This window comes from Pseudoalteromonas sp. AWH4_217 (assembly GCF_056161105.1).
In genome coordinates this window covers 215,149-235,222 of record NZ_JBSWYM010000007.1, presented here as the reverse complement: position 1 = coordinate 235,222, position 20,074 = coordinate 215,149, and the positions used below count along the sequence as shown (strand labels likewise).

Annotated in this window: 22 protein-coding genes and 1 tRNA gene; 18 read left to right on the top strand and 5 right to left on the bottom strand. The window is 49.6% G+C overall.

Annotation, left to right across the window (positions count from 1 at the left end; translation table 11 throughout):
• Positions 1–30: 30 nt before the first annotated feature.
• From iscU to ACXAH1_RS10735, 13 genes are all read left to right on the top strand, one after another.
• Positions 31–414, top strand: a complete 384-nt coding sequence (gene iscU / locus ACXAH1_RS10795) for a Fe-S cluster assembly scaffold IscU (protein WP_138544720.1) — start codon at positions 31–33, stop codon at positions 412–414.
• Between the two features lie 9 nt (positions 415–423).
• A complete protein-coding gene (gene iscA, locus ACXAH1_RS10790; protein WP_046003656.1) occupies positions 424–747 on the top strand; it encodes an iron-sulfur cluster assembly protein IscA in 324 nt (107 codons plus the stop codon).
• Positions 748–810: 63 nt separating this feature from the next.
• Positions 811–1,335, top strand: a complete 525-nt coding sequence (gene hscB, locus ACXAH1_RS10785; protein WP_475196630.1) for a co-chaperone HscB — start codon at positions 811–813, stop codon at positions 1,333–1,335.
• A gap of 60 nt (positions 1,336–1,395) precedes the next feature.
• Positions 1,396–3,258 (top strand): Fe-S protein assembly chaperone HscA, encoded by a 1,863-nt coding sequence (hscA, locus tag ACXAH1_RS10780; RefSeq protein WP_475196629.1) that lies wholly within the window; start codon positions 1,396–1,398, stop codon positions 3,256–3,258.
• A 1-nt stretch (position 3,259) separates the two neighbouring features.
• The gene (gene fdx, locus ACXAH1_RS10775; RefSeq protein WP_010384025.1) at positions 3,260–3,598 is read left to right on the top strand and encodes an ISC system 2Fe-2S type ferredoxin; all 339 of its coding nucleotides are present in this window, start codon (positions 3,260–3,262) and stop codon (positions 3,596–3,598) included.
• 60 nt (positions 3,599–3,658) lie between these two features.
• A complete protein-coding gene (locus tag ACXAH1_RS10770) occupies positions 3,659–5,095 on the top strand; it encodes an NAD-dependent succinate-semialdehyde dehydrogenase (RefSeq protein ID WP_475196628.1) in 1,437 nt (478 codons plus the stop codon).
• Between the two features lie 239 nt (positions 5,096–5,334).
• Positions 5,335–6,219: a nucleotidyltransferase family protein gene (locus tag ACXAH1_RS10765; protein ID WP_475196627.1), complete on the top strand. Its 885-nt coding sequence runs from the start codon at positions 5,335–5,337 to the stop codon at positions 6,217–6,219.
• Positions 6,220–6,262: 43 nt separating this feature from the next.
• Positions 6,263–7,336, top strand: a complete 1,074-nt coding sequence (locus ACXAH1_RS10760; protein WP_475196748.1) for a phosphotransferase enzyme family protein — start codon at positions 6,263–6,265, stop codon at positions 7,334–7,336.
• A 183-nt stretch (positions 7,337–7,519) separates the two neighbouring features.
• Entirely contained in the window at positions 7,520–8,896 is a 1,377-nt protein-coding gene (locus ACXAH1_RS10755) for a Gfo/Idh/MocA family protein (RefSeq protein WP_475196625.1), read from the top strand.
• Between the two features lie 85 nt (positions 8,897–8,981).
• Entirely contained in the window at positions 8,982–9,518 is a 537-nt protein-coding gene (locus tag ACXAH1_RS10750; RefSeq protein ID WP_475196624.1) for a nuclear transport factor 2 family protein, read from the top strand.
• A 30-nt stretch (positions 9,519–9,548) separates the two neighbouring features.
• A complete protein-coding gene (locus tag ACXAH1_RS10745) occupies positions 9,549–9,803 on the top strand; it encodes a hypothetical protein (protein WP_138551093.1) in 255 nt (84 codons plus the stop codon).
• Positions 9,803–10,423: a nicotinamide riboside transporter PnuC gene (gene pnuC, locus ACXAH1_RS10740; RefSeq protein ID WP_475196746.1), complete on the top strand. Its 621-nt coding sequence runs from the start codon at positions 9,803–9,805 to the stop codon at positions 10,421–10,423. Before ACXAH1_RS10745 ends, pnuC begins: the two co-directional genes overlap by 1 nt.
• The gene (locus ACXAH1_RS10735; protein WP_475196623.1) at positions 10,410–11,198 is read left to right on the top strand and encodes a phosphotransferase; all 789 of its coding nucleotides are present in this window, start codon (positions 10,410–10,412) and stop codon (positions 11,196–11,198) included. Before pnuC ends, ACXAH1_RS10735 begins: the two co-directional genes overlap by 14 nt.
• A 99-nt stretch (positions 11,199–11,297) precedes the next feature.
• Here ACXAH1_RS10735 and ACXAH1_RS10730 read toward each other — a convergent pair whose 3' ends face one another.
• Positions 11,298–11,480 (bottom strand): helix-turn-helix domain-containing protein, encoded by a 183-nt coding sequence (locus ACXAH1_RS10730; RefSeq protein ID WP_054015953.1) that lies wholly within the window; start codon positions 11,478–11,480, stop codon positions 11,298–11,300.
• A gap of 221 nt (positions 11,481–11,701) precedes the next feature.
• Here ACXAH1_RS10730 and ACXAH1_RS10725 point away from each other — a divergent pair.
• Positions 11,702–11,776: transfer RNA gene (locus ACXAH1_RS10725), tRNA-Arg, on the top strand.
• A gap of 37 nt (positions 11,777–11,813) precedes the next feature.
• Here the strand turns inward: ACXAH1_RS10725 and ACXAH1_RS10720 are convergent.
• Positions 11,814–12,773: a zinc transporter ZntB gene (locus ACXAH1_RS10720; RefSeq protein ID WP_475196621.1), complete on the bottom strand. Its 960-nt coding sequence runs from the start codon at positions 12,771–12,773 to the stop codon at positions 11,814–11,816.
• Between the two features lie 66 nt (positions 12,774–12,839).
• The gene (locus ACXAH1_RS10715) at positions 12,840–13,580 is read right to left on the bottom strand and encodes a thioesterase II family protein (RefSeq protein WP_475196620.1); all 741 of its coding nucleotides are present in this window, start codon (positions 13,578–13,580) and stop codon (positions 12,840–12,842) included.
• Between the two features lie 292 nt (positions 13,581–13,872).
• On the opposite strand from ACXAH1_RS10715, the gene prfC reads away from it, so the two are divergent.
• The 4 genes from prfC to ACXAH1_RS10695 all read left to right on the top strand — a co-directional run bounded on the left by prfC (position 13,873) and on the right by ACXAH1_RS10695 (position 18,912).
• Positions 13,873–15,462, top strand: a complete 1,590-nt coding sequence (prfC, locus tag ACXAH1_RS10710) for a peptide chain release factor 3 (protein ID WP_475196618.1) — start codon at positions 13,873–13,875, stop codon at positions 15,460–15,462.
• 188 nt (positions 15,463–15,650) lie between these two features.
• Entirely contained in the window at positions 15,651–17,402 is a 1,752-nt protein-coding gene (gene argS, locus ACXAH1_RS10705) for an arginine--tRNA ligase (protein ID WP_475196617.1), read from the top strand.
• 95 nt (positions 17,403–17,497) lie between these two features.
• The gene (gene pdxH, locus ACXAH1_RS10700; RefSeq protein ID WP_253047825.1) at positions 17,498–18,136 is read left to right on the top strand and encodes a pyridoxamine 5'-phosphate oxidase; all 639 of its coding nucleotides are present in this window, start codon (positions 17,498–17,500) and stop codon (positions 18,134–18,136) included.
• An 11-nt stretch (positions 18,137–18,147) separates the two neighbouring features.
• Positions 18,148–18,912, top strand: a complete 765-nt coding sequence (locus ACXAH1_RS10695) for a TatD family hydrolase (protein WP_475196616.1) — start codon at positions 18,148–18,150, stop codon at positions 18,910–18,912.
• 106 nt (positions 18,913–19,018) lie between these two features.
• Here ACXAH1_RS10695 and ACXAH1_RS10690 read toward each other — a convergent pair whose 3' ends face one another.
• Positions 19,019–19,210 carry a hypothetical protein gene (locus ACXAH1_RS10690; RefSeq protein ID WP_475196615.1) on the bottom strand — a complete coding sequence of 64 codons (192 nt, stop codon included), beginning with the start codon at positions 19,208–19,210 and terminating at the stop codon, positions 19,019–19,021.
• A gap of 185 nt (positions 19,211–19,395) precedes the next feature.
• A complete protein-coding gene (locus ACXAH1_RS10685) occupies positions 19,396–20,016 on the bottom strand; it encodes an AhpA/YtjB family protein (protein WP_138544733.1) in 621 nt (206 codons plus the stop codon).
• Between the last annotated feature and the right edge of the window lie 58 nt (positions 20,017–20,074).

Genomic DNA, 20,074 nt, shown 5'->3' with positions numbered 1-20,074 from the left:
ATACTATAGGCAGGTAGTGAGGAAAGAATTATGGCGTACAGTAATAAAGTAATTGACCACGTGGAAAACCCACGTAACGTTGGTTCATTAGACAAAAATGACCCGAATGTGGCAACTGGTATGGTTGGCGCACCGGCTTGTGGTGATGTGATGAAGCTACAGATCAAAGTATCTGATCAAGGTATCATCGAAGACGCGAAATTTAAAACCTATGGTTGTGGTAGCGCCATTGCGTCATCGTCACTGGTCACCGAATGGGTGAAAGGTAAAACGCTTGACGAAGCGGGTGAAATCAAGAATACCGACATCAGCGCAGAACTAGAGTTGCCACCAGTGAAAATCCACTGTTCAATTCTGGCAGAAGATGCGATCCAGGCTGCAATTGCAGACTACAAGAGTAAACAGGCGAAGTAAGAGATAACTATGGCAGTGACACTGACAGAGTCGGCGGCAGGCCGAGTACAGACTTTTTTGGCCAACCGCGGAAAAGGCATTGGGCTGAGAGTCGGCATTAAAACGACCGGCTGTTCAGGTCTTGCCTATGTACTCGAGTTTGTCGATGAGCTGGATGAAGGCGATGAGGTATTTGAAGAAAAGGGCGTCAAACTCATCGTCGATGCCAAGAGCCTAGTGTATATCGACGGTACTGAGCTAGACTACACCAAAGAAGGTCTGAATGAAGGGTTTAAATTCAACAACCCGAATCAGAAGGACGAGTGTGGTTGCGGCGAAAGTTTCACCGTTTAATCTCTCTTGTGATTAATAATTCTAAAGCCCTGCCTTGGTAGGGCTTTGCTGTATTGGATGCGTATGCGATATTTTGAATTATTCGATTTACCTGTCAGCTACCAGGTTGACCTGAGCGTTTTAAATCAGCGTTATCTTGACCTGCAACGCGCGGTCCACCCGGACAAGTTTGCCCACCTTGGCGAGCGCGAAAAACTGTTAGCGGTACAAAAGACCGCAGAGATCAATGATGCACTGGCGGTGCTGAAGCACCCGGTAAAGCGTGCTGAGTACATGCTGAGCGAGCGTGGCGTGGATATTCGTGCTGAGCAACAAACCTTGCAGGATCCGGCCTTTTTAATGCAGCAAATGGAGCTGCGTGAAGCGCTGGAAGACATTCAGCATAGTGACGATCCTGAAGCAGAAATCGAGTCATTTGAAGCGCAAGCCAAACAGCTGGAACAGCAATATAGCGCCGGCCTGGGTGAGCTTTTAGCGAGCAGCGACGAAAGTGACCTGCATCGCGCGGCGGATCATATTCGTAAACTCAAGTTTGTTTATAAATTGAAAGACGAGTTGTCTCGAATTGAAGACAGCCTGTTCGACTGATTGATGCGGTGTGGCTGCAAAGAGCAGCGACAACCAGCTTCACCAAAGTGAAAGAGCATTATGGCATTATTGCAAATTGCTGAGCCGGGGCAGAGCGCGGCACCTCATGAACATAAACTGGCCATTGGGATAGACCTGGGCACCACCAATTCGTTGGTTGCTACGGTCCAAAGTGGCGAAACCAAAACCCTGACCGACATCAATGGCGAGGCGATGTTGCCTTCTGTGGTCCGTTATCATGACGAGCAGGTAAGCGTTGGTAAGTCGGCGCAGCAAGAGGCAGCATTGGATCCGGAAAATACCCTGATCTCAGTAAAGCGCTTTTTGGGTAAAACGGCTGAAGAAATTGCCAGCAGTTATGGCCAGCTGCCTTACACCTTTGTTGAGCATCAAGGCAGCCTGGCGGTTCAGACTTGTGCAGGGCCAATCAGCCCGGTGCAGGCATCGGCTGAAATACTCAAATCACTCCATCAGCGCGCGGTTGAAAGCTTTGGTGGCGAAGATGTAATGGGCGCGGTGATCACTGTGCCTGCCTATTTTGATGATGCACAGCGTCAGAGCACTAAAGATGCCGCTGAAATTGCCGGTCTTAAAGTACTCCGCCTGTTGAATGAGCCAACCGCAGCAGCAGTCGCTTATGGTCTGGATTCAGGTCAGGAAGGCGTAATTGCCGTTTATGACTTAGGCGGTGGTACCTTTGACATTTCTATCCTGCGGCTGAATAAAGGCGTATTTGAAGTACTGGCTACCGGTGGTGACTCAAGCCTGGGTGGCGACGACTTTGACGCCTTGCTGGTCAATACGTTTAAGCAGCAAACCGGGTTAACCGATCTGACTGCCAAAGAGCTGCGCCTGTTTATCAACAAAGCTAAGGCGTGTAAAGAAGCGCTGACCAGCTATGAAACGGTGAACGTGAAGTTGCCTGTGCGTGAGCAGGAATTCACCGTGACCATTACCCAAGCACAGTTTGCGGACCTGGCAGAGGAATTAGTTAAGAAAACATTGCGTTCGTGCCGCCGCGCGCTCAAAGATGCGGGCGTTGAAAAAGAACAAGTGCTGGAAGTGGTGATGGTGGGTGGTTCAACCCGCATGCCTGTGATCCGCAGCGCCGTAGAAACCTTTTTTGCTAAGCCCCCATTGACGTCGATTGACCCGGATCGGGTAGTCGCACTGGGCGCTGCTATTCAGGCTGATATTCTGGTCGGCAACAAGCCGGATTCAGATATGCTGCTGCTGGATGTTTTGCCATTGTCTTTGGGCCTGGAAACCATGGGCGGGTTGGTTGAGAAGATCATCCCACGTAATACCACTATTCCGGTTGCCCGTGCGCAGGAATTCACCACCTTTAAAGATGGTCAGACTGCCATGTCGCTGCATGTGTTGCAGGGCGAGCGTGAGCTGGTTGATGACTGTCGCTCTTTGGCTAAGTTCAGCCTTAAAGGCATTCCGCCCATGGCGGCAGGCGCGGCACATATTCGCGTAACCTTTAAGGTGGACGCGGACGGTTTGCTGAGTGTGTCTGCAATGGAGAAATCCACTGAAGTACAGGCTGAGATCCAGGTTAAGCCGTCGTTTGGCCTGAGCGACGATCAGGTTGCACAGATGCTCAAAGACTCTATGAGTAATGCCAAAGAAGATATGCAGGCACGTATGCTCAAAGAGCAGCAGGTTGAAGCGCTGCGTGTGCTGGAAGCTCTGGAGGCCTCACTGGCGACCGACAGCGAGCTGCTTAATGAGCAAGAGCTGACGGCATTGCGCGATGCAATGGCCGGGCTTGATAACGCACGATTAACGGCCACAGATCCACAAGCGATCAAAGCGGCAATCGAACAGGTGGATGAGGCAAGCAGTGAGTTTGCATCACGCCGTATGGATGTATCAATTAAACACGCACTGCAAGGTCAGTCGGTAGACGAGGTGTAATATGCCACAGATTATCTTTTTACCCCATGAAGAACTTTGCCCGGAAGGTGCAGCCATTGAAGCGGAATCAGGCAAAACCGTACTGGATGTGGCGCTGAAAAATGGTATCAGCATTCCCCATGCCTGTGAAAAATCCTGTGCCTGCACCACCTGTCACGTTGTGATCCGTGAAGGGTTTGACTCGCTTGAAGAAAGCGATGAGCTGGAAGATGACATGCTGGATAAGGCCTGGGGGCTCGAGGCAGAGTCCCGGTTGGGTTGCCAGGCGGTGATTGCCGATGAAGACCTGGTTGTGGAAATCCCCAAATACAACCTCAATATCGTCAACGAAGAACATTAATCTTTGTCTCTACAGGGCCGCATTTAGCGGCCCTGTTCAGTTATGGAAGGAGCGTTTGCTATGACACTTATCACCGAACAAAACCACTCCTGGGTGAATGGCAGCCCCTGGCAATCTCAGCGGCAATTAACAGTGCATAACCCGGCCAACGAGGAGCCCTTCGCGACGGTTTCCATTGCCGATAATGAGGCGGCAGCACAAGCACTCAACGCAGCGCAGACATGTTTTGATACCCTTCAGCAGCGCCCGGCCCAGCAGCGAGCCGAGGTGCTGATGCGCTGGTATCAGCTCATACTGGACAATGATGCGGTACTGGCAGAGCTAATGACCAAAGAGCAGGGCAAACCGCTTTGTGAAGCGCAGGCTGAAGTCAAATACGCAGCTGGGTTTGTGCAGTGGTTTGCTGAGGAGGCTAAGCGTGCTTATGGCGAAGTGATCCCATCGCACAGTCTCTCGCATCAGCTGACAACGATAAAGCAGCCCGTCGGTGTGGTGTTGGGGATCACGCCATGGAACTTTCCATTGGCTATGATCACGCGCAAAGTGGCACCGGCTTATGCTGCGGGTTGCCCCTTTATTCTTAAGCCATCAGAAGAAACGCCTTTGAGCGCCATTGCTTTAGCCAAATTAGCGTTAGAAGCTGGGTTTGAAGATGCCGCTTTTCAGGTTCTGGTAACGGATGATGCCGAGGCGCTGGTCGCCCCCTTACTGGCAAGCCCGGTGGTGCGCAAGCTGACTTTCACCGGCTCCACATTGGTGGGTAAAAAATTACTGGCAGACAGTGCCGATACGGTAAAGCGGACCTCAATGGAGTTGGGGGGCAATGCGCCCTTCATTGTTTTTTCCAGTGCAGATATCAGTGAGGCGGTGGCAGGTTTGATGGTGGCTAAGTTTCGAAATGGCGGGCAAACCTGTGTGGCAGCCAATCGGGTTTTTGTCCATCAGGATATACAAGAGGCCTTCACCGATGCACTCATAGAGGCGGTTGCAAAACTGGTGGTTGGTGACGGGTTAGAGGCGGCTACAGATATCGGGCCGCTGATCAACGCCAAAGCCAAAGACAAGGCGCAGAAGCTGATTGAGGACGCGCTTAGCAAAGGGGCTCAACGGATTTATAAGGGAGTGGATGGAGCCGGAAACTTTATGGCTCCGACCATTTTGCTTGATGTGACCGAAAAGATGGACATTTACCATCAGGAGATTTTTGCGCCGGTTGTCAGCATCATTGCATTTGATGATGAGCAGGGTGTGATACGTCAGGCCAATGGGGTTCATGAAGGACTTGCCGCCTACTTTTATTCTCAGGATGTGTCGCAAATTCATCGGGTCGCAATGGCACTCGAATATGGCATGGTGGGGATCAACGAAGGCGCCATATCAAATCCGGTAGCGCCTTTTGGCGGGGTAAAGCAATCCGGGCTGGGGCGCGAGGGGGCCAAAGACGGGCTGCAGGAATTCCTGGAAACGAAATACCTGTGCCAGAAGTTCTTAGAATAATTGTTCCGCAATATGGAACGTTCTGTTCATTTTTGAGAACCTGAAGCGGATAGAAGTACGATTTTATCCGCATTAAAAATCTATTTTATTCAATTTTATCAATTCTTTATATGTTAATGCGCGGGCGTTGTTCAGCGTTTTTAACATGTACCTGTTATCTCACTTTTTACAACGACTTTTATTTTGTGGCGAAGCTATGTACACTAGCCGTTTAAATTTTGATTGGCTGGAAATTGTCTATGTACACTGGGAAGGAACCGACTCTGGTGATCCTGGCTGCGGGCCTGGGGAAGCGGTTTGGCGGTAACAAGCAAGTTGCGGTATTGCCAGACTTTAACTGCACCATTATGGAACTGAGTATTCAGGATGCACATGCAGCCGGGATCCGTCACGTCGTGCTAGTCATTAACCAACAGGTTAGGCCTCTGATAGAGCAGGAAATTTTACCGCGGCTCTCGTGCGAACTGCAGGTTGAGCTTGTTGAACAAGCCATCATGGATGTGCCACCGCGCTTTAACGGCAAAGCACAATTACGTCAGAAGCCCTGGGGAACCGGCCATGCACTGCTGTGTGCAAAACCTCATATCCCAGGCACCGCCATTGTGATAACGGCAGATGACTATTACGGTCCTGGTGCTTTTAAGCAACTGGTTTGTCACTTTGCAGAGCCAGAGCAAAGTGATATGGCTATTGTCGGCTACCCATTAGAGCAAACCTTGTCACACCAAGGTGGCGTAAATCGAGGAATATGCCAAACTCACAATGGCTGGTTAACAGAAGTCGTTGAATATCTGAATATTCAGCGGGGTGCTGAAGGTCTGTCGGGTAATTCTCCTGAGGGCAGGCGGGTTATTTTACCGACAACTGCGCTGGCATCGATGACCTGTTGGGGCGTAACGCAGACGTTATTAACCCAGCTTGAAGCCGAGTTTTTTCGGTTTATAGAAAATTATGACAGCGATGTCAAAAGCGAGTATTATTTGCCTGACTGTATCCAAAGCTGTATGCAGCAGGGCCTGCTCAGAGTTCGTGTGCATCGTGCCTGTGATCGCTGGTTTGGTATCACTTACAAAGAAGAATTAGAGAGTGTCTCAGGATTATTATATGAAATACGTCACGGATGAGCCTATCACCTGTCACAGTATTGAGAGTGGCAATGAGGTTACAATGAAAAATCGCGCAATTGCAGAAGTCTTGTCGCAGCAATTTGGTTTGCATGGAGAGTCTGTTTCTCTTCGTCCTATCGGCAATGGACATATCAATACAACGATGTTGCTAAAAAGTAAGCAACGCGCTTTGGTTGTGCAAAAACTCAATACAGTTGTTTTTCCAGAGCCTGAGCAGTTAGTCAAAAATGCGAGAAAAATCGAACAGCATCTGGAAAATAAGGCCAAAGATGGAGGCTATGAGTTAGCTATCATTCGTCATGTATCTACAGTCGGTGGGGACTACCTGGTGGATATTGAGGGCGAAGTCTGGCGGGCGTTAGAGTTTATTGGTGGCAGTTACAGTGAAGATGTCGTCGACAGTGAACAGAAAGCCGCAGTTGCAGCGAATGCTTTTGGTCAGTTTGCATCTGCATTAGATGATTTTGATGCAACCCAGCTCCATCATGTGATCCCCGATTTTCACAATCTGGCAATGCGCATTGAGATGTTTGAAGACATTCTCAGTCGCGATCCGCAGGGACGTGCAGCCATATGTCAGGAAGAAATTGCGTTCTGTCGCGCGCAATTCTCACTTGCACAAGAAGTGGCCGATGTGGAAGCGCAATTACCATTGAGAGCTTGTCATAACGACACTAAGATCAACAATATGCTGTTCTGTTCAGAATCAAACAAAGCACGAGCCGTCATTGATCTCGATACCTGTATGCCGGGTTACTGGCTTTATGATTTTGGTGATATGGTCAGAACCTTCTGCTCTCCGGAAGCTGAGGATTCGACTAACCTGGCAAACGTTAGGGTGCGAGAAGAGATTTTTGCTGCGCTGGTGAAAGGTTATAAAGGACCTCTGTCAGCAAGCCTGACTGATACAGAAAAGCACAGTTTTATTCTTGGCGCGAAAGTTATGCCATTTATGATTGGTTTACGCTTTTTGACAGACTACCTGGATGGAGATAATTATTTCGCCACTAAGCATTCTGAGCACAACTTACAGCGTGCAAGAAACCAGTTTGCGTTGTATCAGGATATCGTCGCGAAGCAGGCTCAGCTGAGTCATATTATTGATGCCGCTTGAATGTTTAAAAGATGGGAAAAGCGCCGCAAGGGCGCTTTTTTTACGCCTGGAACACGTATCGCGCCATTGTGGTGATCTTGAACATCGTTTTGTACCGATTAGATATCTGTTTGTCGCAATGCTTTTGCAACCCTGTGTACAATCCGTTAGCGTTCAGGGGAAGTATCTTCGAGGATAATAATAATGACAAATTTAAATCGCCGAGATTTTCTCAAAGCTGCCGGGGTTGCAGCGGCCGCAGGTGTCGTTTCTGGGTGTGCGCAAAGCAAAGCGGACCCGTTGCAACATGTACCAGAGCGACAGGGTAAATCAGTGATTGGCTTGGTAGCGCCAAAAATGGACATTGTTCGTGTCGGTTTCATTGGCGTGGGCCAACGGGGGTATGGTCATGTTAAACGCATGAGTCATATCGACGGGGCTGAGATAGTTGCCCTGTGCGATACGCATGATGCCGTTCTACAGCGTTCAGCAAACTACCTCGCTGAGCGCGGTGCAAAAGCGCCTGCGCTGTATCAGGGGTCTGAATTTGCGTATCGGGAAATGCTTGCCCGGGATGATATTGACATCGTTATCATTTCAACTCCGTGGCGTTGGCACGCACCTATGGCTGTGGATACCATGGAAAGTGGTAAGCATGCCTTTGTTGAGGTGCCATTGGCTCTGACAGTTGAAGAAATGTGGCAACTGGTTGACACCGCAGAGCGTACCCAGAAAAACTGTATGATGATGGAAAACGTCAACTATGGCCGTGATGAACTGATGGTGCTGAATATGGTGCGTCAGGGCCTGTTTGGTGAACTGTTACATGGTGAAGCGGCTTATATTCATGAGCTGCGCTGGCAGATGAAAGAGTTGGAACATAAAACCGGCTCCTGGCGCACTGAATGGCATACCAAGCGTAACGGCAATCTCTATCCTACCCATGGTCTGGGACCGGTTTCTCAGTATATGAACATCAACCGGGGCGACCGGTTTGATTATTTAACCTCAATGAGCTCACCGGCACTGGGCCGGGCAGCTTACGCAGCGCGTGAATTTGCGCCGGACCATCAGCGCAACCAATGGCAATATGTGGCCGGTGATATGAATACAACCTTGGTAAAAACGATAAAAGGACGCTCTATCATGATCCAACATGATACGACGACACCGCGTCCTTACTCCCGACACAATCTGATCCAGGGCACCAATGGCGTGTTTGCCGGGTTCCCTAATCGCATTGCGCTGGAACACGGTGGCACTAAATCGTTTCATGAGTGGGATGAGGATATGAGTGCCTGGTATGCCAAATATGATCACCCCTTGTGGCTGAAGATGGGGGCAGAAGCTGAGCGCAATGGCGGTCATGGTGGCATGGACTTCTTAATGTTCTGGCGGATGATTTATTGTTTACGCAATGGTGAGCCGCTGGATCAGGATGTTTATGATGGCGCGGCCTGGTCAGTGATCTCGCCCTTGTCGGCCCAGTCAGTTGCAAATCGCAGTGAGTCAGTCACTATTCCAGACTTTACCCGGGGTGCCTGGGAAAGTGCAAAACCATTGGGGATTGTTGGCGCATAGTTGCTTGCCAACACAGATCATCCAATCCGGGTGTGGTATCATTTCGAGGTTGACACCTGATAGATACCCACACTCGGAGGTAGGTTTGCGCGGATCATTTAAAACTCATGTCTTTTTGTGTCTGATCTTATTGATCACTATGCTGGCTATGGGCTGTGGTATGACCCCAAACAGCGCCCAGCAAACACGCCATCTCAGTAAGCTTCACCAGCACATAAATAACTACATCGCGACCTATCAGGCGCGCCAGGACTTTGAACACTTTTTATCTTATTATGCCGATGATGTGCAGCTTGAAGACATGATATATGGGTTTGCCGTCAAAGATAAGCAGGGGCTTGCTGAGTTTTTTAACTGGTCAGCGGGAAATGTACAAATTCTGGATGGCTCACAAACCTTTACACTGGACGAGGTCATCGTCAATGAGCAGCAAAGACGTGCTGTTATTCGTGGTACCTACGTCCGCTTTATGTATGAAGGGCGAGAAATGGGGCCCTGGCGGTTTACAACCGTATTGCATTTTAACTCGGACAATAAGATTTCCTATCAGCAGGATTGGATCAACTACCGCCCTCTCACATTGACGGACGGTGGCAGTAATTTAAACCTTCTAAGCAACTAACACCTTTATAACTCTGGCGAGGACTCTGCTATGCAACTCTCTGTTGAGATCAGCAAATACCCATTACACTCGGACTATATTCCGTTTATCAAAGATTTTATTGAGCGGCTGAATCAACATCCGGAACTCAAAGTGGTAACAAATACCATGTCTACCCAAGTGTTTGGCGACTATGATGTGCTGATGGCGGTATTATCTAAGCAAATGAAGCACTCATTTGAACAGTTCGGTAAAATAGTGTTTGTCTGCAAATTTATCAGTGGCGATCTGTCACCTCAGTCATGATGCAGTGGCTTACTGAAACTCTGGCTGGGTTTACCGCTATGTCAATGTGGGAGTACCTGGCAGTTATTTTATCCGCGGCATACTTGCTACTGGCAATTCGGGAAAACTCCTGGTGCTGGCCAGCGGCGTTTGTCAGTACATTTATCTATACCGTGATGTACTGGAATGGTGCATTGCTGATGGAGTCGTTGCTGAACTTTTACTATATGTTTATGGCGGTGGTGGGCTGGTGGATGTGGCGCAGTGGTCGGCAGGACAAGTCACTGCCTATCGTGTCCTGGTCCTTGTTACGCCATGCGGTTATCATTCTGAGTACCTTAGTTGTGGCATTGGCGATAGGGTATGTAATGGACAATTATACTCATGCTGAACTGGCCTATCTGGATAGCCTGACGACTTGCTTTGCTGTGGTTACAACTTATCTTGTTGCCCGCAAGGTACTGGAGAACTGGTTATACTGGGTGGTGATTGATGCCGCCTCTATGTATTTATACTATCTCAAGGGCTATTATCCCACGCTGGTGCTGTTCGGCTTCTATACTGTGATGGTCTGTTGGGGCTATGTACGCTGGTATGAGGTCTATCAAAACAAAGAGGGTAAGCCGCTTGCCGCTTTGTAATGCCCAACTCAAAGGTTTGCTCAGGCAGGCCTTTGAAGATGTTTCAATCCGTACGCTGCGACCACTCGATAAAGGATTAAGTAATAAGAATTACTACCTGGAGGCAGGGCAGCAGAGCTATCTGCTAAAGTGCTACTCCAATGCGCTGCCCACACTGGCATTGGATGCGCAACGTCAGCTGGCAAAGATTGGCGTGGCGCAATCTCCGGTCGCCTATGATGCGCACACCCGGCTGGCCTTATTTGACTTTGTTACGCAGAACGATGAGGCTAATTGTCTCAATGAGGCACTATTAACGAGGCTACACACATTACATCAGTTTGCTTTCCCTGAGATCGGACATCTGAGTTTGAATGCTGCTCTGGCAGAGGCGGGTCAGGTGCTGACACAGTCTGCATATGCTGCACAACTGTGCTCGAAGTTGGCGCAGTTTGAGGCGGATATCTGTTTTTGTCACAATGATTTGGTCAGGGACAATATACTGGCAACAGCTCAGGGACCAGTATTTATCGATTTTGAATATGCGCAGTATAATGATCGGTATTTTGATTTGGCGGCTCTGTGTACGTCATTTTCACTGACCGTACACCAAGGTAATGCCATGCTGAATCAGTATTATACACTGGCGGACATAGCTATGCCTGCTTATGCCCAAGACAAGCTCAAGTGCTATGTTCAGGTTTATCTGTTACTTAGTATCGCCTGGTATCAGCAGCGTGGACTAGAACAGTATATAAGCCCTTTATTGGTACAACAAATAGCCTGGCGGGATTAGTTGCTTCGCTCAGGCATGTCAGCCCGAAACCATTCGGGCAATAAAACAGGCTGAAAACGAAGCAAATGGGAAGAAATGATGGGGCTGCCTTTCGCGGGGCTAAATACCTCCCAACCGTTGTGCCAGTTCTTTGTACTTTTCTACATCTTCTTTATCAAAAATCGGTTCGCCCTGGTCGTCCTGTTGTTTGGCAACCAGCAGGTTTTCGCGTGCCAGTCGTCTGACGCGCTCCACTTTAACATCTAAAAATTCAGCAACTTGTTCAGTGGTCATTGGAGTCATAATACGGTCCTCTCAGATGATGTCATGTTAATACAGGAAGACCAATTTCCCTTGTATTAACAGGTCGTCATTATTGTTATTGTTTTAAGCATAGTTAAATATCGCGAATTTCGCTCTATGTGAAGTCTTTTTTCCAGTTTTAGGCCATAAATTAAGCATATAGACAACAATGACTAGTATTTGCCGTCCGATATGATTATTATTGGCACCACTAAGATGTTGCTCTCGTGGTGAAATGGATATCACGTGGCCCTCCGGAGGCCAAGTTCTAGGTTCGATCCCTAGCGAGAGCGCCATTTTGTGTTGCTTTCTTTCTATCTTCATATCAAACGCTTAAATCCACTTTCTACGTTTAAACAGTATCGCAACTGCGACGGTTAACACCACCAGTGAAATCACAAAGACAGTAAATGACCAGGGGTTCTCTGTGCCGGGGATACCACCAATATTGACACCCAACAAACCCGTTAAAAAGCCTAATGGCAAAAATAAGGCCGCGACAACAGACATGATATACATGCGCTGGTTTAGTTGTTCATTGAGCTGGTTGGCGATGCTTTGTTGAAGAACCTGCGCGCGCTCTATGCTGGCTTCGAGTTCTTCAATATAGCGGCTCAGGGTATTATTGGCTTCACCCAATAACCGCCTCTGCTCAAGGCTGAGCCAGTTTACCTTAGTATCGATCAGGTCATAGATAGCCTGACGCTGAGGTTTAATATAGCGCTTTAACGAAATCACCTGGCGCCGCAGCAGGGTAATCTGATGGTAGTCAGGCTGAGATTCTTCTTTATCCAGCTGCTCTTCAAATTCGTCCAGCTGTTCTTCAACCTGCCATAGTGTATCTTGCATACGGTGTGTCAGACGATCAATCAAAGCACAAGTCAGGTCGCTAATTGTGTGCGCACCTGCACCATCTAGTAGGGCATCACGTAAATCTTCGATAGAGATCAACACTCGCTTACGACAGGTGATCAACAGGTTTTTACTGACAAAACAGCGGACTGAAACCATGTCTTCGGGATTTTGCCTCGGGTTTAGATTAACGCCCCGTAAAAAAAGTAATAAGCCCTGACTGGCCCGGGTCACGCGAGGGCGGGTTTCTTCGGCAAGTAGTGCCTGCCATTCCCACTCCTGTAAGCAATCTAGCTGGCTGAGAAAGTGTTGTACAGCCTCACAGGTATAGTCGAAATGCAACCATATTGGTTGTTCGTCTTGGAGTGCCTGTGCCAGATCAGTGACAGGCACAGCGCCACCCTGACCATTGAGGCTAAGCGCATGAAGTAAGCCTTCCATATTCAATCCCTACAGGTAAACAGGTATGTTTATCATTGGTTAGCAGAGGTGTTTTGGCAAGTGCCACTACAGTATTTTACTGAGCACCTGATTAACCGTTCGGATCACCTCATCACGACATTGATTAATGAAAAAGTGATCGCCATGGAAGTAGTGAATATCAATTGTATGGTCACTGAGGTCTTGCCAACCATGCAGTTGTTCAGAGCTGATATCACTATCCTCATATCCGTGAAATACGGTGATTGGGCAGGGCAGGGCAATTGCTTCGCCCTGATAGCACTCGGCAATCTGAAAGTCGGCTCTGAGTAAGGGCAGCAGCAACTCCATCAGTTCTTTGTGTTCCAGCAGCTCCTTAGGAGTCCCGTTGAGCTTATATAACTCAGCTACAAAGGCGTCGTGAGGCAGGTTGTGGATCCGCTCTTTATCTGAGGACGTATGAGGAGCGCGGCTGCCTGAAGCAATGAGGTGACGTGGCAGAGGCGCATTTCGCTTAGCCAGGTGTTTAGTGGTTTCAAAAATAACCCGGCTACCCAGGCTGTGACCCATCAGAACATAAGGTTTTTCGGTCAGAAACGCCTGATGTGCAAGTAGTTCGTCGACTTTACGCTGCATGTCAACATGGGCCGCTTCTCCCATTCGAGCGCCCCGGCCGGGGAATTGAAGCAAAACCAGCTCTACATCGGGGTGCAGTTCATTACTCCAGGGCATGTATATCGCTGGAGAGCCCCCGGCATAGGGGAAACAGAAGAGTCTGAGTTTTGCATTGGGATTCGGTTTAGGTATTACAAAAAGCTTGTTGTTCATATCGTTATGTCTTTTTCTGGAATTGGGAACTATCCTACCAGACGATATTCAGCCGCGTCATTTTATTCAAAAAATATTCACATAATACTCAGACTTTCAGATGCACAGGACAGAATTGACCTAGTGTTGCACGAAATCCTGATTGAACTTGCCTTCATTGATTGTTAAAAGTGCCAAGATCGGCGAAAATAGTGCACGATTAAAAATGAACCCGCCGGATGACCCTGCAAAGTGTCGTGCGCACACTTTGCGCAGCATGTATGGATCCGCGTATAACCAAAAGAATTGACTAATGGCAGATCAGACTTTCCTCAATGAAATAAATAAGCGACGTACTTTCGCTATCATCTCACACCCGGATGCGGGTAAGACCACCATCACAGAAAAAGTATTGTTGTTCGGTAAGGCCCTGCAACAAGCGGGTACGGTTAAAGGTCGTGGCTCCAACCAGCATGCAAAGTCAGACTGGATGGACATGGAAAAAGAACGTGGTATCTCAGTGACGACCTCAGTCATGCAGTTCCCGTACAACGACAGCCTGGTAAACCTGCTGGATACGCCGGGACACGAAGACTTCTCGGAAGATACTTATCGTACCCTGACTGCTGTGGACTCGTGCCTGATGGTAATTGATGCTGCGAAAGGTGTTGAGGATCGAACTCGTAAGCTGATGGAAGTCACCCGCCTGCGTGATACGCCAATCGTGACCTTCATGAACAAACTGGACCGGGATATCCGTGACCCGATGGAGTTGCTGGACGAAGTTGAGACCGAGCTGAACATCATGTGCGCGCCCATTACCTGGCCGATCGGCTGTGGTAAAGAGTTCAAAGGGGTTTACCACATCCACCGCGACGAGACCATTTTGTACCAAACCGGTCAGGGCCACACCATTCAGGACGTCCGCACCATTAAGGGGCTCGACAACGCCGACTTAGATACCGCCATCGGCGAAAGCCTGGCTGAGCAGCTGCGTGAAGAGCTGGAACTGGTGATTGGTGCCTCACATGAATTCGACAAAGAACTATTCCTGAGCGGCGAACTGACGCCGGTGTATTTCGGTACAGCATTGGGTAACTTTGGTGTAGACCATATGCTGGATGGCCTGACAGAGTGGGCACCGTCGCCGCTGCCGCGTCAGACGGACGAGCGTGAAGTGAGTGCTGACGATGAGAAGTTCACCGGCTTCGTATTTAAAATTCAGGCTAACATGGACCCGAAACACCGCGACCGTATCGCCTTTATGCGTATCGTGTCGGGTAAATACACTCAGGGTATGAAAATGAACCATGTACGCCTTGGTAAGCAGGTGAGCATTTCCGATGCCGTGACCTTTATGGCCGGTGATCGTGAGCGTGCACAGGAAGCTTTTGCCGGTGACATCATTGGTTTGCACAACCATGGTACTATCCAGATTGGTGATACTTTCACTCAGGGTGAAAAGCTCAAGTTCAGCGGTATCCCGAACTTTGCCCCTGAGCTGTTCCGTCGTATTCGTCTTAAAGATCCGCTCAAGCAAAAGCAGCTACTGAAAGGCCTGGTACAGTTGTCGGAAGAAGGTGCGGTGCAGGTGTTCCGTCCGCTGATCAACAACGACCTGATTGTAGGCGCCGTTGGTGTGCTGCAGTTTGACGTGGTTGTGGCTCGTCTGAAGTCTGAGTACAACGTCGATGCCATTTATGAAAGCATTAGCGTACAGACGGCGCGCTGGGTGCACTGTGATGACGAGAAGAAGCTGGCCGAGTTCCGTCGTAAGTGTGAGCAGAATCTGGCGCTGGATGGGGGCGATAACCTGACTTATATCGCGCCAAGTCGCGTTAACCTGAATCTGTCGATGGAGCGTTATCCGGACGTACAATTCCATCAGACACGCGAACACTAAACACTGTGGGCTGTTAAATGCCCGCAAAAGTAATGGTGCGGGTTGATTTGAGCTATGGGCTTACCTTAAGCTGGTGAGTCAGGCCCGCCCGTTCGCTTAACTGAACGAGCCGCGTTTTATGCCGGCGCCTGAGGGCGCCGATGATGTTTGCTCAGTGCACACGCAGGCACTGACCCAAAGGAAACACAATGAACATTAAAAGTATTCTGATTGAAAAAGCTCTGTCTGCGATGGCCGCGGCAGGGATCCCTGAAGGCACCAACCCGGCGGTCACGCAAAGCACCCGCGCACAATTTGGTGACTATCAGATCAACGGCGCAATGGGCGCTGCGAAAGCACTGAAAACTAACCCGCGTGAGCTGGCACAGAAGATCATCGACAATCTGGATGTCAGCGACCTGGCGGCAAAAACCGAAATCGCCGGTCCGGGTTTTATCAATATCCACCTGAAGCCTGAGTTCCTGGCAACCAGCCTGGAAGCGGCCAATCAGGATGCCAAACTGGGCGTAGCTGAACACGCTCAGGCGCAAAATGTGGTGGTGGACTTCTCATCGCCGAACCTGGCCAAAGAAATGCACGTAGGTCACCTGCGCTCAACCATCATTGGTGATGCGGTGGTACGCGCCCTTGAGTTCCGTGGTGACAAAGTCACGCGTCAGAACCATGTAGGCGACTGGGGTACTCAGTTTGGTATGCTGATCGCCCACCTGGAAGATATGTTGGCGCAAGGCATTGACCTGGAAAATGTGGCCCTGGCCGATTTAGAAACTTTCTACCGTGATGCCAAGAAGCGTTTTGACGACGAAGAAGGTTTCTCAGATAAAGCACGTGACTACGTGGTTAAACTGCAAGGCGGCGATGCGCACTGTCAGAAGTTGTGGCAGCTGTTTATCGACACTTCGGTTAAGCACTCTGAAGAAGTGTACAAAAAGCTCAATGTAACGCTGACGCGCGACGACATCATGGCCGAAAGTGCCTACAACGATCGTCTGGCCGGTATTATCGAGCTGCTAAAAGAGAAAAACATTGCGGTTGAAGATCAGGGCGCACAGGTGGTGTTCCTGGATGAGCTGGCGAACAAAGACGGCGAGCCGTCGGTGTTTATCGTGCAGAAATCCGGTGGCGGCTTCTTGTATGCCACAACGGATCTGGCAGCCTGTGACTATCGTTCCAATGAGCTGGGTGCCGAGCGTATCCTGATCTTCGTCGATGCGCGTCAGAGCCTGCACTTTAATCAGGTTGAATTGACTGCCCGCAAAGCGGGTCTGCTGCGCGACGAAACCAGCTATGAGTTCTGTCCGTTCGGTACTATGATGGGTAGCGATGGCAAACCATTCAAGACCCGTACCGGCGGTACGGTGAAGCTGGCGGAGCTACTTGATGAAGCCGTCAGCCGTGCCAGCGAAAAACTGGCCGACCGCGCGTCTGAGCTGAGCGAAGAAGCCCGCGCTGAAATCGCCCGTAAAGTGGGCATTGGTGCGGTAAAATACGCGGACTTGTCGAAGCATCGTACCAGTGATTACATCTTCAACTGGGATACCATGCTGAGCTTTGAGGGCGCTACGGCCCCTTATTTGCAGTATGCTTACACCCGTGTGCGCAGTATCTTCCGTAAACATGGTATGGATGATAGTACGGTAGCGCAGTTGAAAGGCAGCATCAGCATTGTTGAGCCACAGGAAAAGGCGCTGGCGCTCAAGCTTCTGCAACTGGAAGAAGTGTTAGATCTGATGATCGGCGAAGCAACACCGCACGTATTGTGTGGTTATCTGTACGAGCTGGCGAGTCTGTACATGACCTTCTACGAAGCCTGTCCAATCCTCAAAGATGATGTGGCTGATGATGTGCGCCAGAGTCGCTTGTTACTGTGTAACCTGGTTGCCAAAACACTACACACCGGTCTGGAGCTGCTTGGCATTGAGGTGATGGAGCAGATGTAAGCTCCGGGTGAGTTCATACAGCTCATGCAGCGTATTACATGTTAGACTAAGGCCGCAATATTGCGGCCTTTTGTGTTATATAAGGAATGACCACCATGAAACTTGATGATATTCGTCGCGAATATACCAAAGACGGCCTCTCCCGCGAGAAGCTGGATGACAACCCAATTGTGCAGTTTGAACACTGGCTGCAACAGGCGGTGGACGCCAACCTCAGCGATCCGACTGCCATGGTCGTGGCCACGGTGGATGAACACGGCCAGCCGTCGCAGCGTATTGTGTTGCTCAAGCAGGTGGACGATAACGGCTTTGTGTTTTTCACCAACACCGGGTCGCGTAAGGCACAGGAGCTCAAAGGCAATAACAAAATTTCATTGCACTTTCCCTGGCACAATCTGGAGCGTCAGGTAATTGTGTATGGTGAGGCCGAGCCGCTGCCAACCACCGCAGTGGCGAAATACTTTCTGTCTCGTCCCAAGGAAAGCCAGCTGGCCGCCTGGGCATCACAACAGTCGCGTCCGGTGTCTTCGCGTCAGGCTCTGATGCAAACCTTTAACAGCATGAAAGCCAAGTTTGCCAAAGGCGATATTCCGCTGCCGGATTTCTGGGGGGGCTACTGTGTTAAACCCCACCAGATTGAGTTTTGGCAAGGGGGCGAGCACCGTTTGCACGATCGCTTTATGTATCGAAAAGACCCAAGCGGACAGTGGCTGGTTGAGCGTCTGAACCCATAGTGCCGTGCCTTATGCGCTTTATTGATACCCACTGCCACCTGGACTTTGATGAGCTCAGAGACCAGTTGCCACAGCATTTGGCTGATGCGCAGGCGCTGGGCGTTGAGCGCTGTGTGGTGCCGGGCGTGACCTTGGCGCAGTGTCGCACCTTGCCTGCTTTTGCACAGCAGTACCCAGGCGTCAAAATCGCTTTTGGGTTGCACCCGTATTTTATGGCGCAGCATAAAGCGGGTGATATGGCGCAACTGGCCGAGCTCGCACATCAGCATTATTCTGAGCTGGTGGCCATCGGTGAGTGTGGAATTGATGCCATGGTGGAGGATATCGCCGCGCAGCAGCAATGGTTTATTGAGCATATTGCGCTGGCCAATGCGCTTAGGTTGCCGCTGATTGTCCATCACCGCAAAAGCCATCATCTGCTGGCAGCAGCCTTTAAGCAACTGCCCCCTCAAAACGGCGGCGTTATTCATGCCTTTTCCGGCTCACTGCAAGATGCCAACACGTATCTGAAACTGGGGTTTAAACTTGGCGTGGGGGGCACCATCAGCTATCCGCGGGCGGCGAAAACCCGTACTACGCTGGCTCAAGTGCCGTTAGACTCGTTAGTATTGGAAACCGATGCGCCTTCTATGCCGCTTGCGGGTTATCAGGGCGAGCCGAATGTACCTAAACGGGTCGTGGAGGTGTTTGAGCATTTGTGCGCCATTCGCGAAGAATCCCCTCAAGACATTGCAGAGGTAATTTACCAGACGTCGCAGGAAATATTAAGCCTATAACGGCCAGGATGAATATGTTAGCACTGGGATTTAGCTGCACAAATATTGATAGGTTTGATTGTTGCAAAGAGGGGGGCACCCCTCTTGTGAGACTTCATGTGTTGTCTTAGTCTGTTACACAATGTCTGCCTGGCTCAGTATTACAGTTAAAGTCAGACTGTCTGTTACCGCACCAGTATCGACAAGAAACAGGGCGAGTTTCAATAGTTCCGCCTGCCACATTTGGCGTTGCCTGAGCATCTAAATTACGTAGATTAGACAGCACCTTCATATTTTTCTTTTTGATCTGTAATTTCATTTAATTTTCCTTAAACTTGAAATTGTGCCAACGCCGAATTTAATTGCTCGGCGCGGTATGTTAATTACCCATTCTGGTAACTTACAGTTAAAAGTTATTTTAATTTCAATCTGATGTCAACAGTTTTAACTTTTTGTTTTTAAGGTGGTTTGTTGTTCATACAGGTTTTAGGGTTACTGGCAATGCTATTGCTCATCAGCAACGCTATTGCGGATCTGACGTTTCACTTCCCAGCGTTTTAAAGCCCGGCCAATCTGCCAGGTAAAAATACAAGCAATAGCCAGCATCAGCAGCACCACGCGACCCAGCTCGTGGAAATGGCGGTGACTTTCTGCCATGGCAGATTCGGTTAAATACTCGACGCTGACAAAACCTAGGGGCTGTTGCTCCGTATCATAAATGGGCTCAACAATCGGCTGCTTAGACTGAGTCAGCCCAGCTAAATGGCGGGGCAAGTCGGTTATTTCTGGTGGTGCATCCTGGCCATCGTTGCCGATAATAAATTGGCCTTGTTGATTGTAGAGCCTGACTGACAGTACAAATTCGTCACTGGCGAGGTGGTTACACAAAGCCCTGAGCTGTGGCGTATCCATGCGGCTGAGTGGCAAAGCAGCATTCAGCGCCAGTTGTTTAGTCAGGCTACGACCTGTGTGATCAGCATTGGTGTGTAACAGCTGATGAGAGCGAAAGCTGGTATTAAAGGCCAGCCAGGTAACGGTTAAAAAGCACATTGCCGCGACCAGCAGACGCAGTAAACGGCGGTTGCGTGACGAGGAGAGATATTCAAGGGCTTGTGTATTTTTCATAGATCTTGTTTGCCTGCTGACATGCCATGATTAAGATGTTACAAAGGGCGCATACCGT

Coding starts and splice junctions, on each gene's coding strand:
- ACXAH1_RS10685 (WP_138544733.1), bottom strand. CDS start 20,016: ATGAAAAATACACAAGCCCTTGAATATCTCTCCTCGTCACGCAACCGC.
- ACXAH1_RS10720 (WP_475196621.1), bottom strand. CDS start 12,773: ATGGAAGGCTTACTTCATGCGCTTAGCCTCAATGGTCAGGGTGGCGCT.
- hscB (WP_475196630.1), top strand. CDS start 811: ATGCGATATTTTGAATTATTCGATTTACCTGTCAGCTACCAGGTTGAC.
- ACXAH1_RS10730 (WP_054015953.1), bottom strand. CDS start 11,480: ATGACTCCAATGACCACTGAACAAGTTGCTGAATTTTTAGATGTTAAA.
- fdx (WP_010384025.1), top strand. CDS start 3,260: ATGCCACAGATTATCTTTTTACCCCATGAAGAACTTTGCCCGGAAGGT.
- ACXAH1_RS10770 (WP_475196628.1), top strand. CDS start 3,659: ATGACACTTATCACCGAACAAAACCACTCCTGGGTGAATGGCAGCCCC.
- ACXAH1_RS10695 (WP_475196616.1), top strand. CDS start 18,148: ATGCGCTTTATTGATACCCACTGCCACCTGGACTTTGATGAGCTCAGA.
- ACXAH1_RS10765 (WP_475196627.1), top strand. CDS start 5,335: ATGTACACTGGGAAGGAACCGACTCTGGTGATCCTGGCTGCGGGCCTG.
- iscU (WP_138544720.1), top strand. CDS start 31: ATGGCGTACAGTAATAAAGTAATTGACCACGTGGAAAACCCACGTAAC.
- ACXAH1_RS10715 (WP_475196620.1), bottom strand. CDS start 13,580: ATGAACAACAAGCTTTTTGTAATACCTAAACCGAATCCCAATGCAAAA.
- prfC (WP_475196618.1), top strand. CDS start 13,873: ATGGCAGATCAGACTTTCCTCAATGAAATAAATAAGCGACGTACTTTC.
- ACXAH1_RS10745 (WP_138551093.1), top strand. CDS start 9,549: ATGCAACTCTCTGTTGAGATCAGCAAATACCCATTACACTCGGACTAT.
- pdxH (WP_253047825.1), top strand. CDS start 17,498: ATGAAACTTGATGATATTCGTCGCGAATATACCAAAGACGGCCTCTCC.
- ACXAH1_RS10755 (WP_475196625.1), top strand. CDS start 7,520: ATGACAAATTTAAATCGCCGAGATTTTCTCAAAGCTGCCGGGGTTGCA.
- argS (WP_475196617.1), top strand. CDS start 15,651: ATGAACATTAAAAGTATTCTGATTGAAAAAGCTCTGTCTGCGATGGCC.
- pnuC (WP_475196746.1), top strand. CDS start 9,803: ATGCAGTGGCTTACTGAAACTCTGGCTGGGTTTACCGCTATGTCAATG.
- hscA (WP_475196629.1), top strand. CDS start 1,396: ATGGCATTATTGCAAATTGCTGAGCCGGGGCAGAGCGCGGCACCTCAT.
- iscA (WP_046003656.1), top strand. CDS start 424: ATGGCAGTGACACTGACAGAGTCGGCGGCAGGCCGAGTACAGACTTTT.
- ACXAH1_RS10760 (WP_475196748.1), top strand. CDS start 6,263: ATGAAAAATCGCGCAATTGCAGAAGTCTTGTCGCAGCAATTTGGTTTG.
- ACXAH1_RS10690 (WP_475196615.1), bottom strand. CDS start 19,210: ATGAAATTACAGATCAAAAAGAAAAATATGAAGGTGCTGTCTAATCTA.